This is a genomic window from Pseudoalteromonas sp. HM-SA03 (genome assembly GCF_002289345.1).
Classification (GTDB): domain Bacteria; phylum Pseudomonadota; class Gammaproteobacteria; order Enterobacterales; family Alteromonadaceae; genus Pseudoalteromonas.
Map to the genome: position 1 here is coordinate 1 of NZ_NSDG01000109.1, position 12572 is coordinate 12572.

A 12572-nucleotide genomic window follows, 5' to 3' on the forward strand; every position below is an offset into this window, starting at 1 on the left:
TCGCTCCCACCATAGTATTATAAGCACAGTACAACATGGTAGGAGGCGGTTTACCCGCCGATTTGCGCATTCATAATATTCTGTGGGAAAGTATTTATTGATCTCAAATTACCATTACTTTTTAATGTACTGTCCCGGTGGTTTACCAAAGACTTTTTTAAACGCATTGCTAAATGCGGCGGTAGATTCAAAACCCAAATATTCAGCTGCTTGTTGCTGAGAATATCCATCTTTCAACAATTCGATTGCTTTAATTGCCCTTAACTTTTGACGCCAGTCGCTAAAGCCCATCATAAAACATTTGTGGAATAAGCGGTTTAGTGTGCGAGTTGATGCGCCAACCTGATCACTCCAGGTCTCCAAGCTTATTTTGCATCCTGGATTTGTATGTAGCTCGGTCACAATGGGTAAGATCCGAGCATCCTGTGCACTTGGAATAAAAAAGTGGCACGTTGCAGCTGACGTTAGTCTATCAATAAAGACAGTAATAAATCGCTCTGTTTTTTCATCTAGGTGGTACTCTTCCTGCCAAGTACAGATCTCCAGTATAAATTGCTTCAGTAGTTCATCTACCGCAATTAGCTTCGCTTTATTCCCTAGCAACTCGGTGTATTTATTGTCGATATAGACACTACGAAAATCTCCACCGTAGCGACAATACGTCTCATGCGGAAGGCCCGGAGGTAGCCACAAAGCTTGGTCTGGAGGGATCACGAATGTGCCTTCAGGAGTTACAATTGTGATGACTCCATTGCTTGTATATGCAAGCTGCCCCCACTCATGTTGGTGCCGTTGAACATGCTCCCACTCCGCTTTTTTTACCGCTCTTGGCAGAATTGGTCGGCCAAGGGTTGGCTTTAAGAAGCGCTTATATTTGGGCTGAATACGCCAAGGAGAAATTGTCTGTTTTGATAAAGAACTTGGCATAATTATGTATATCAGAAATTAATGTGTGGCCATATTATAGCCATAACTTTTTAATAGTTGTGCTTTATGTGGAGATAATCATGAAGAATGCTTCTCAAGGATGGCAAAGTCCTTTTAATTTCTTAGTGCTTGCTACCGTAGTTATGGCCGTTACGTTTGCAGGCTGGATGGCCATGCTCAATAACTTTGCGATTGAAGCCGNTTCAATGGCGCTAATATGGGAATGTTGCAATCCCTGCGTGAGATCCCCGGGTTTTTAGCGTTTACAGCGGTATTTGTTTTATTGGTGTTAAAGGAGCAGACCTTCGCACTGATCAGTTTATGTTTGTTATCGCTTGGTGTCGCCATTACCGGCTTGTTGCCTACTATTTATGGTTTGTATGCAACTACAGTGTTAATGTCGATAGGTTTTCACTATTTCGAGACATTGAATCAATCTCTCAGTTTACAATGGTTCAATAAAGATGAGGCACCGGCCAAACTAGGTATCTTGCTCTCTATTAAATCCATCGCTTCTCTGATCACCTATGCGGTAATATGGCTGGGTTTTAGCTACTTCTCCGCAGACTATCAGTGGATGTATCTGCTTATTGGAGGGGTTGGCTTTATCATTGCGCTATTTATGTTTATCGGCTTTCCAACCTTTGAAATGCATACTACGCAGCATAAAAAGCTCATTTTGAGAAAAGAGTACAGCCTATATTACGCCTTGATTTTCTTCTCGGGCGCGAGAAGACAAATATTTATGGTGTTTGCGGGTTTCTTAATGGTGGAAAAATTTGGTTTTGATGTTGCACAGATCACCGCGCTTTATATGTTGAATCATTTGATAAACATATTTATCGCCCCCAAAATTGGTCAAATGATTGGGCATATTGGTGAGCGTAAAACACTGACAATCGAATATGTGGGACTCATTTTTGTATTTATTGGTTATGCATTGGTAGAGTCAGCAAGCTTTGCAGCAGCGCTTTATGTCATCGACCATCTGTTTTTTGCGATGGCCATTGCACTCAAAACTTATTTTCAAAAAATTGCTCGGCCAGAAGACATCGCAGCAACGGCAGGGGTTAGCTTTACCATTAACCATATTGCAGCGGTAGTGATCCCAGCAAGCTTTGGCTTAGTATGGTTATACGATCAATCCTTAGTGTTTTACTTTGGTGCTGCACTTGCGGTGTGCTCATTGGTGTTGAGTCAATTTGTGAATACAGCCAATGTGCAGGAAAAGCTGGCTAAATCCGTGTGATGCTCCAGCATCACACTAATAGTGACATTGCAGTTTAGATACTGCGACCACACCAAACAACACGCCCTGCAATGCCGTGACTGTCGGCATTATCAGCGGTGATCTCCCAGCTTGGGTAATCAGGGTTATCACTGATCACTTTGAGCTGAGAGTGCTTCCGTTGCACTCGCTTAGCCATGAGACCCTCTTCTGTTTGAACGATATAAACCGCATCTTTACTGGGTTGATTCTGTGAAAGGTCAACGAGTACCATGTCGCCGTCTAGCAACGTGGGCTGCATACTATCACCACGGATAGAGACAAAGGCGAGCTTCTCTGAATACACGCCAAGATGGGAGTTTAGCCAACGACGGTTGAGTGCAAACTGCTCGGTGACTTCTTCATGACCAATTACACTACCCATACCTGCACTGGCCTCAATATCAAGTTTAGGTATGAGGGTAAGTTCATCTTTAAACTGACCTTGTGGTTTATCTAAGGGTTGTTCACCGGTAAGTAACCAGTTCAGATCAACGGCAAATAGGCTATAAAGGTGCTCAAGATATATCATTGAAGGGCGACTTAAGCCGCGACAAATACGGTAAATATGGGAAGGGGATTTACCTGTTAGCTGGGCAAATTGGCGCTTATTGCCACCTGCAAATTGCTCTACTAGGGTTACAAATCGTCTTGAAAATGCCGTACTCATCTCTTAATTATTCTCTTTATAGCGCCTAAACCCGCAAGCATACTGAGCTAAGCCTTATCTGTACAGTCTCGCTGCATTAGTTGGACATTTTATAAACGAGCTAATCGAGGACGAATAGTGGCCTAAACAGAGGGGTTATTTCATTAGACTAAGGTCGTAGTGAGTTGGGTTGTACGAAATTTGTCCATGCTGGTAGGCTAGAATCGCAAGTTAACATTTATTTAAACTCGGCACGACTTGCTTTAGCCGACATACAACATGGAAAAAGGTAATGAAATATACAAATTTATTAATTGCACTTCCGCTCTTGGGCGCGATGGAAGTTGCACTGGCGGTTGACTGTAGCAACTTAACGCAATGGCAATCACAGCAAGTATATACAGGTGGCGACGCAGTCACTTATCAATCAACTAAATACACCGCGAAATGGTGGACACAAAACCAAAACCCTGTGCAAAATTCCAATACTTATGATGTCTGGCAAGCCAATGGCAGTTGTGATCCGGTAACGCCATTGCCCCAAGTTTCGGTCACCTCTCCAAGCAGTAACGCACGAGTGTTAGTGGGTTCATCAGTTAGCCTAGCGGCGGCAGTAAGTCATCCGCAAAACATGGCAATCGACAGTGTTGAATTCTATCTCGATGGCACGCTTGTCGCCTCTGACAACAGTGCGCCTTATGAGGTGATGTGGCAAGCGCAGGGGCTAGGTAATCGCGCATTAACTGTCTCTGCAACTGATGTGTCTGGGGCACGAGGTGAATCGAGTGCGGTGAACTTCAGTGTCGTGTCTGACGAGGTTCCTCCTGGCGATCCTAATTTTAAAATTGTCGGCTATTTCCCAAGTTGGCAGGGTGCAGTGAGCGATATTCAGTTTGATAAACTTACCCATATTAATTACTCATTTTTACTACCCAATGCAGATGGCACACTGAGACCGCTTGAAAATTTAAGCAAAATGACAGCGCTGGTAAATTCGGCTCATGCCAACAATGTAAAAGTGGGGATCGCCATTGGTGGCTGGAACGGGGGCGACGACAGTGCATTTGAGACATTCGCCAGTTCACAGCAAGGCAGAGCCCGTTTCGTGCAAGAGGTCATTGCGTTTGTAGAGCAACATAATCTAGATGGCGTTGATATGGATTGGGAATATCCAGATCCCGGTGCTTCAGCAAATAACTATGCATTACTGATGAAGGAACTAAGCGTTGAGTTACGCGCCAGAGGTAAATTCTTGACGGCAGCTGTGGTGGCGCTTGGCTATACCGGTGGTGGCGTGTTGGAATCTGTATTCCAAGATATCGACTTTTTAAATTTGATGGCGTACGACGCGAACAATACTGATCATGCTTCTATGCAATACGCCAAAGACTCAATAGCTTACTGGCAAGGTCGTGGGCTCAGTAAAGAAAAAACGGTATTAGGCGTACCATTTTATGCAAGACCTACTTGGAAAGCGTATCGCGCCTTACTGCAGGAGAACCCTGCCAATGCCTGTCGCGATAGTGATGGTAGCAGCTACTACAATGGTATCCCGACGATCCGCGCAAAAACGCAGTACGCTAAGCTCAATGCCGGTGGCATTATGAATTGGGAGCTATCCCATGACAGTAATGGCCCTGCGTCGCTATTAACAGCGAAATGGGAAGTTGCTAATGGTGTAACACCAAGCTATCAATGTCAGTAAATTATTACTTATAACTCAGCTCGGCGGCGAGTGAGAGCTGGCCGTTGAGCATATAGAGAGTTTGACTGAGAAATAGGCTAACTACATATTTTTATAATATCTAGCCTATATATGGTGGGAAATGTTTATAAACAGCGTTCCATTACGCTGCAGGTAACAGCTGGTGAACTTGGACGTTGACACCAGTAATCGTTATTAGTCGTTTCGCACATAACGCCGGTTTCTGGTCCTCTACCACCGGCTGCTTGCGGTGTGAGCTTTGCGGCTAGTTGACTTTGTTGATAGTCTAATTGTTTTAGTTTTTTCTTTGCTAGGGTAAGTTTCATATTATTTTCCTTTGAAATAATAATGTCTTAATAGACTATTTCACCCTACTGCATAGTTCAGTAAATGTACAGAACAAAGCGGTGACTACCCAGCTGTTGGGTAGTCACCTTATGTTTAAAGCGCTTTAAAACGAATAGCAACGCCGCCGCCAGCAGCCAGTTTTAATGTCAGCTTGTCGGCACTTGTTACCTTTTTACGGTAAATATTCATTTCATACGGGTTTTGTTTCCATTCGGCTTTATCACCGTCCGCGTAGATTTGCGCTTCAAAGGTTTTACCTGACTCAAGGAAATCTAAAGTAACAGGAATTTCTCTCGCTTCCTCGTCAGTTACTGCGCCCAAGAACCAATCGTTACCACTATATTGTTTATGCTTGCGCTCCTTTCTGGCAAAGACAACATAATCACCCACTTCTCCTGCAAGTGCGATACTGTGTTCCCAGTCGGTGGGTACGTCTTTAATAAACTGAAAAGCATCTGGCATTGCTAAGTAATTCTCTGGCAAATCGGCCGCCATTTGAATTGGACTATAAAGCACAACATAGAGCGCTAATTGTTTGGCGAGAGTGGTTTGTGGGCGGTTGGTTTTATCGCCAAGGCCGTTAAAGCCCATGTCAAAAATACCCGGAGTAAAGTCCATTGGGCCTGCTAACATGCGGGTAAAGGCAAGCATTGGCACATGCTCTGGAGGGTTTGGTGGTGTGCCCCATGCGTTGAACTCTTGCCCTCTTGCCCCTTCTCTCGCAATCCAGTTTGGATAGGTACGGCGCAGGCCAGTATCTTTGATTGGTTCATGCGTGTTGATACTGATCTTGTGTTTGGCCGCGAGTTTGACGTTGTCTAAGTACTCATTTGCCATAAATTGACCGTCGTGCCATTCGAATCTGGCATTGCCCTCGGCATCAATGCGTTTGATGTTGCCGCCATCGGCTACGTAACCGGTTTTAACTTGGCGCACGCCTGCTTTTTCGTAGAGTGCGAAGGCCGCCTCCATTTGATTGCGATAGTTGCTGACGTTACCAGACGTTTCGTGATGACCTATTAAGCGTGCACCTACTTTTTCTCCGTGCTTGGCTACTTCATCAATATTAAAGTCAGCATAGGCCTTGGTAAAGCTAAAGACATCACCGTTGAAGAACCAGTCTCCATCCCAGCCTATGTTCCACCCCTCAACCAGCACGCCATCAAAGCCATGGTCAGCGGCAAAGCTCAAGTATTTTTTAGTGCGCGCCGTAGTCGCTCCATGCTTCTCGCCGCTGCCCCAGGTATTTTTGTTGATGTGCATGCCCCACCAAATGCCGATGTATTTACCCGGCTCAACCCAAGATACATCACCGAGCTTATTTGGTTCGTTGAGGTTTAAAATAAGGTGAGAGTTCAACAAGTCGGTGGCTTCATCGCCTATTTGCAGGGTGCGCCAAGGTGTATTGAACTTACCATTGGTTTTGACAGCAACGCCGTCTGACCAAGGTGTTAGATCGGCAACAAATGTTCCTGGGCGACGCTGGTTTAAGGTCATGCCCGCATAGTCAATTAGGGCCGCTTCATGGACACTGATATGAACTCCGTCTTGATTCTTTAAGGTAAACGGGGTGTGCACATGTGGGGCATCGTGCAGTGGTGTGGTGTTGTATACATATTCATAGCGATTCCAGCCACGAGCAGGGATCCACCACGCGGTACTTTTATCACTTTGTGCAAAGGCGAATTCGGTCAATTCTCTGGTGATATTAAGCGCTTGATTTTGAGCAACCTCATAGCGAAAGCCGACACCGTCATCAAATACTTTTACACGCACAGTATATTGCGGCGACTTGTCTGTCTGCTTAGCAAAGGTGACAGCAAGCTCATTGTGCTTATCTTGGATCACTCGGGCTTCGCCCCAAAGCTGTTGCCAACTGCTATCGACGCTATTACGCTGATGTGTGGTGATACTTAAGCCATCGCGCATCGATGCAGCTGTTGCGAAATCAAAACCAAGTTTAGACGGTTGAATAATGGTTTTGTCGTTAAAGCTGACTTGGTAGGTCGGCTGGCTATTATCATCACTCAAGGTAAAAGTGATTTTGCCATCTGGCGAACTCACAGCTAAAGATGCGGCAAAGCTCGTAGTCGTAAACAAGCTTAATCCGATCAGGGAAAGTGACATGGGGTGCATAGTTTTTCCTTCTTGTTGTCGGCACGAAAATTCGTGTTCTTTTGCACATAGGCTAAGCTTACTGTTGTATGCTAACGTTCACGTAAAAGTTGCATACGTATTCATGCTGTAAATGCGATGAATGTAATAATTATTCCGCTCGGTCTAGTGTAGACAAGCTAAGAAAAATAATAAGGATAGGTTGAACTGCTTATGCTAAACCTAACAAAATTTGGACGTATTGCTGTTGTGATGGCAATGCTACAAGCCGGTCTAGTCAATGCCCTTGAAGTGCAAATTGTCGATGCTGATAAACAGCCACTCGCGAATGCCGCGGTGTGGTTGCAAGGAGATGGCTTTGATAACAAAAGAACAACGCTAGATTATAAAATGGAACAAAAGGACAAAGCGTTTGTACCACATATTTTGATGGTGCAAGCTGGTACACAAGTCTCGTTTCCAAATTTAGATCCCATTCTGCACCACGTCTATTCGTTCTCTGCTGCAAAGCCATTCGAGCTTAAGTTGTATCGCGATGACCCGAAACAGGTATTATTTGATCAAACTGGTGTGGTTGAACTTGGCTGCAATATTCACGATTGGATGCTAGGTTATATCGTGGTTGTAGATAGCCCATTATTTGCGGTAACGGATAGCAGCGGCAAAGTATCAATCGACCTAGGTGCTCAGCAAGCCAGCGCACTAAAGCTGAATGTGTGGCATGAAAGATTCGAAAATATAGACAAAATAGAACAGCATCTGCTCTCTGCTGTGAACAACACTCAAGCAATTACCTATCAAATTAAGCAAACACTGGTTGCTCCACTTCAGGATTTCTCCGATGGCTTCGATGATTACTAAGCTAAGCGCCGCTCTGGCATTATTCGCGATAGGGCAAGCAGGTGCCGTTGAAATTTCGGGGCAAGGACAACTGCAAACGACTTGGCAGCATGATGATAATCGTAAAGCTTGGTATCAGCCTGGATGGGGCGTTACGCGTTTTGGGAAAGGGGAGTCAGACATTACGCTTAGTCGAGGCGCTATTGATTGGCGTGTAGATTTTGCCAGCGCTTGGTCTTTGCACGGGGTAACACAGTATGTGCCAGACCCAGATGACAAGCTCGGTTTTACTGAACTGTATTTGCAGTATCGAACATTACCTAAAAATGGTCGCCGCTTTATTGTTCGAGCAGGCGGTTTTTATCCGAAGTTTTCTATTGAGAACCCAGATATTGGCTGGTCATCACCCTATACATACCAGTATTCGGCCATCAATGCTTGGATAGGTGAGGAAGTGCGGGTATTTGGTGGTGAAGTCGCCATTGAGCAGCCGCAGACGCGCCGTAGCCGAGGTCAGGGATTCAAGGGTGTGTTTGGTGTTTTTAAGGGGAATGATCCGGCTGGTACTTTACTCGCGTGGCGAGGTTTTACCGTGCATGATAGGCAGTCGGTGTTTAACGAAAGTCTCCCCTTTGCTGCGGTAGAGTCGTTGAACACACCGCAGCTACAACATCAAGCACAGCATGTTGAACCGTTTTCTGAAGTTGATGGCCGATTTGGTTATTATCTTGGGTATCATCGCGACTTTTCAAACCGCATTGAGATCAATGTCTATTGGTACGATAATAATGGCGATCCAAGTAAGATCAACTACCGAACCGGGCAGTATGCGTGGGACACTAAATTTATTAGTGCAGCTTGGCGTTACAAGTTAACCCCGCAGACGCATATACTCGTACAAGGCATGCTGGGTAATACCGCCATGGGTGTCAATCGCGGCGTCGATAATGACTTTAATAGTTGGTTTTTGCTACTCACGCATCAGCGCGATGAGTGGCGCTTTTCCTTACGGGGGGAACAGTTCAAAGTTCTCGATAAAGATGATTGGCAGTTCGACCCAAACCAAAGTGATGGCCATGCACTGACCGCTACAGTGAAGTATCGAATTAATAGCAATTGGCTGGTGGGCGGTGAGTTTTTGAGTCTGACAAGCACAGTTGCAAACCGCGAGGCTTTTAACGGTAAGCCTAAGCAAAGCGATAATGTGTGGCGACTCAGCGCGGAGTATCGTTTTAATTTATAGCAATAAGCGTGACACCCAAGGTATCACGCTTATTCATGCCATACGATGCGCTAATCCAGCAGACGATTAATGCCGTTTAATGCTGCAACGCGATAGGCCTCGGCCATTGTTGGATAGTTAAAGGTAGTATTGATAAAGTACTCGATATTATTACCCGTTCCTTTTTGTTCCATAATGGCTTGGCCGATATGGATGATCTCGGATGCACGTTCACCAAAGCAGTGAATACCTAATATCTCTTTGGTTTCTGCATGGAACAAAATTTTCAAGCTACCGACTTCAGTGCCGGTGATCTGTGCACGAGCCAAATGTTTAAACTGGGCGCGGCCCACCTCATAGGGAATGCGTGCAGCGGTAAGCTCTTGCTCAGTTTTACCAACAGAGCTCATTTCTGGAATGGTGTAAATGCCGGTTGGGATATCGGTGATCAAACGATCATCACAGGCACCATGCACAATTGCATTGGCCGCAATACGCCCTTGATCGAACGCCGCACTGGCTAGGCTGGGATAGCCAATCACATCTCCTACTGCGAAAATGTTGTCCACTTCAGTTTGATAGTGTTCGTTGACTTTAAGCTGGCCGCGGCTATCAGCCTTTAGACCTACACTTGCAAGGTTGAGTGTTTCGGTATTACCGGAGCGACCATTGGCCCATAAAATGCAGTCAGCACGTACTTTCTTGCCAGACTGTAGATGCACGATAACCCCTTTATCATGGGTCTCTACTTTCGCAAACTCCTCGTTATGGCGAATAACAATGCCATTATTCCAAAAGTGGTAACTGAGTGCGTCAGAGATTTCGGCATCCATAAAGGCCAATAAGCGGTCGCGGGTGTTGATAAGGTCTACCTTTGCGCCAAGCCCCTTAAAGATTGAGGCATACTCACAGCCTATGACCCCTGCGCCGTATATCAACACGCGCTGAGGATTATGCTCAAGGCTTAAAATAGTGTCGCTGTCGTAGACGCGAGGGTGGTTAAAATCAACGCCTGGTGGGCGGTATGGGCGCGAGCCTGTCGCGATCACAATGGTTTTAGCGGTGAGTAACTCTTGCGAACCATCTTGATGGATGATTTGTACCGTATTTGCGTCAACAAAGCTGGCATCGCCTTGGAATAAGTGAATGCGGTTACGACCATAAAAGCTAGAACGCAATGTTGACTGTTTTGAGATCACATCACTGGCATGGTGCAAAATATCTTGAAAGGTATGACGCTGCGGGCGCTCAGTAAAACGATAAAGTGGGTTCGCTTTATACTCAATTAAACGACTGACAGAATGGCGAAGCGCTTTTGAGGGAATGGTACCCCAGTGAACGCAGCCACCGCCAACCGCATGCTGGCGTTCAATAACCGCGACTTTTTTACCACTTTTAGAGAGGTTCATGGCGGCACCTTCGCCGCCAGGTCCGGTGCCAATAATAATGGCATCGTATTGATAGGATTGTGGAACAGTTTCGGTTTTTTCTGCAGCTTTTTTGCTCACGGCCTCACCCCTTTAGTTATTGAGGCCGCTGAACGTTATGCTGTTTTCAGTAGCCTCGAATTTAGTGCAATCCAAGCTTGTTTTTGGCTTTCCCAAGCTTGTTCTAGCTCTTTATATTGTTGCATCAGTGCGGAATGTTCGCACTGTGCAAGTACTGCTTCTTTCTTCGCTTCGAGTACCTGTTTTTGCACAGTACAGTAGTTTTGAAGCTTTTTAAGAAGTAAATCATACTCTTGTTGTAACAATGTAAGCTTATCTTGCGCTAAAGGCAATTTTGCGAGACTGACTTTAGTCTTATTCAATAAGGTCTCCGCCTTGGCTTTTTCAATGCGTTCAACCGGAGTGCGTTTTAGCTTACTGGCAAGGCCTAGTGCTGCAAAAGTACGGATCAGCCATTTAGTTGGGTCATAGTGATACCAGCGAATGCCATTACGGTAGTCGCTGGCAAAAATATGATGAAAGTTATGGTAGCCTTCACCGTAAGTGAATAGGGCTAGCAAACCATTGTCTCGCGCGGTATTTTTTTCGGTGTAAGGACGACTACCCCAAATGTGCGCCAGTGAATTGATAAAGAAGGTAAAGTGTTGACTGAGTACGAGTCTGAGTACGCCCGCAAGTAACAACATGCCAAACACATTACCGAGTAATAAACCTAGCACTAACGGGATGCCGATATTCGTAAGTAACACCAATTTCATATAGTGCTTGTGTTGCCACATCACGATAGGGTTACGTTGTAAGTCTCTGGCGTTATTATAATCACCGTAAGTCTCGCCTTGATAATCTCTCAGCATCCAGCCGATATGGCTATACCAGAAGCCTCGTGTTGCGGCGTACGGATCTTTTACTGGGTCGTCGACTTGGCCGTGGTGCACACGGTGATCGCTACTCCAATGTAATATACTGTTTTGTAACGCGAATGCGCCACCCAACGCAAAAATAACTTGAATCACAGGATGGGCGTCATAGGCCTTATGCGCCCATAAGCGGTGATACCCCGCGGTGATAGACAGACCGGCGTAAAACATACAGGCAACAAAAGCTACCCAGTGGCTGGTGGTATAGCCGTATTCAAAGCCATACCAAGGCACCAAAGTGATCGCAGCTAAAAACGATAAGCTAAAGAACAGCACATTGGTCCATAAAATGGGGGGTTTTTTCATCAATTAATCTCAAAATCTAATTTCAGCGTACAACTGTACGCTAAAATAGTATTTCATTCTTGCTGCGTCAAGGTTTAGACTGCGGTTTATTGTTCTTATTTTTCGAAGCGAATTGGGGAAAGTCCATGGCTGGTGTACGCGCCCAACAAAAACAGAAGACCCGTCAAGCGCTTATCGAAGCGGCATTTAATCAACTAAGTGCTGAGCATAGTTTCTCGAATTTAAGCCTGCGTGAAGTCGCACGAGAGGCGGGTATCGCACCTACTTCTTTTTATCGACATTTTAAGGATATGAACGAGCTCGGGCTGACTATGGTAGATGAAGCGGGTTTAACCTTGCGACAATTAATGCGCCAAGCAAGGCGTCGCATCGCTAAAGGTGGTAGCGTGATTAATACTTCTGTGCACACCTTTATGGAATTTATTGAGCAGTCGAGCAACCAATTTCGTTTATTACTGCGTGAACGTTCGGGTACTTCCCCTGCGTTTCGTGCCGCCGTGGCTAGAGAAATCAAACATTTTATCTTAGAGCTTGCTCATTACCTTGAAACAGAAACGGGAGTAGATACCCATCACGCCCACATGCAAGCTGAAGCAATGGTCACCTTAGTATTTAGCTCTGGTGCTGAGGCTTTAGATCAAGAGCCCCCACAACGCGCTGAACTGACCGAGCGTTTGAAGTGGCAGTTGCGGTATATCGCAAAAGGTGCCTCTGGTTATGCAAAACATCCAGAACCAATAAAAAAATAGCCTAAATTGGCTAATGCCAGTCAGTTAAGCTGACTGGCATTTCTGTTTTTATGTGGGTACTTTGATGGCTTAGGCTTTA

The 12572-nt window shown here is 45.4% G+C and carries 10 protein-coding genes and 1 pseudogene; 5 read left to right on the forward strand and 6 right to left on the reverse strand.

Features of this window, described 5'->3' with window-relative positions:
• Positions 1-114: 114 nt before the first annotated feature.
• Positions 115-927, reverse strand: a complete 813-nt coding sequence (locus CKO50_RS20985; protein ID WP_095729747.1) for a helix-turn-helix domain-containing protein — start codon at positions 925-927, stop codon at positions 115-117.
• 80 nt (positions 928-1007) lie between these two features.
• On the opposite strand from CKO50_RS20985, the pseudogene CKO50_RS20990 reads away from it, so the two are divergent.
• Positions 1008-2176: pseudogene (locus tag CKO50_RS20990) on the forward strand (MFS transporter).
• Positions 2177-2210: 34 nt separating this feature from the next.
• Here CKO50_RS20990 and CKO50_RS20995 read toward each other — a convergent pair.
• Positions 2211-2864: a helix-turn-helix transcriptional regulator gene (locus tag CKO50_RS20995; protein WP_095729748.1), complete on the reverse strand. Its 654-nt coding sequence runs from the start codon at positions 2862-2864 to the stop codon at positions 2211-2213.
• A 271-nt stretch (positions 2865-3135) separates the two neighbouring features.
• On the opposite strand from CKO50_RS20995, the gene CKO50_RS21000 reads away from it, so the two are divergent.
• Complete coding sequence (locus CKO50_RS21000; protein WP_095729749.1) at positions 3136-4548, forward strand: glycosyl hydrolase family 18 protein; 1413 nt, start codon at positions 3136-3138, stop codon at positions 4546-4548.
• Between the two features lie 125 nt (positions 4549-4673).
• On the opposite strand, the gene CKO50_RS21005 is transcribed toward CKO50_RS21000, so the two are convergent.
• Positions 4674-4874: a hypothetical protein gene (locus CKO50_RS21005; RefSeq protein WP_010604304.1), complete on the reverse strand. Its 201-nt coding sequence runs from the start codon at positions 4872-4874 to the stop codon at positions 4674-4676.
• A 115-nt stretch (positions 4875-4989) separates the two neighbouring features.
• A complete protein-coding gene (locus tag CKO50_RS21010; protein WP_176474722.1) occupies positions 4990-7023 on the reverse strand; it encodes a glycoside hydrolase family 97 protein in 2034 nt (677 codons plus the stop codon).
• A 201-nt stretch (positions 7024-7224) separates the two neighbouring features.
• Here CKO50_RS21010 and CKO50_RS21015 point away from each other — a divergent pair, with 201 nt between their 5' ends.
• On the forward strand, positions 7225-7872 hold the full coding sequence (locus CKO50_RS21015; protein ID WP_095729751.1) for a methylamine utilization protein: 648 nt from the start codon (positions 7225-7227) through the stop codon (positions 7870-7872).
• Positions 7853-9094, forward strand: coding sequence for a hypothetical protein (locus CKO50_RS21020; RefSeq protein WP_095729752.1), 1242 nt, complete (start codon positions 7853-7855; stop codon positions 9092-9094). The genes CKO50_RS21015 and CKO50_RS21020 overlap by 20 nt, the downstream gene beginning before the upstream one ends.
• A 50-nt stretch (positions 9095-9144) precedes the next feature.
• Here the strand turns inward: CKO50_RS21020 and sthA are convergent, their stop codons facing one another.
• Positions 9145-10581 (reverse strand): Si-specific NAD(P)(+) transhydrogenase, encoded by a 1437-nt coding sequence (gene sthA, locus CKO50_RS21025; RefSeq protein ID WP_095729753.1) that lies wholly within the window; start codon positions 10579-10581, stop codon positions 9145-9147.
• A gap of 35 nt (positions 10582-10616) precedes the next feature.
• Positions 10617-11744 carry a fatty acid desaturase gene (locus CKO50_RS21030; protein ID WP_010374369.1) on the reverse strand — a complete coding sequence of 376 codons (1128 nt, stop codon included), beginning with the start codon at positions 11742-11744 and terminating at the stop codon, positions 10617-10619.
• A 125-nt stretch (positions 11745-11869) separates the two neighbouring features.
• Here CKO50_RS21030 and fabR point away from each other — a divergent pair, with 125 nt between their 5' ends.
• Positions 11870-12493, forward strand: a complete 624-nt coding sequence (gene fabR, locus CKO50_RS21035) for an HTH-type transcriptional repressor FabR (protein ID WP_095729754.1) — start codon at positions 11870-11872, stop codon at positions 12491-12493.
• Positions 12494-12572: the final 79 nt, after the last annotated feature.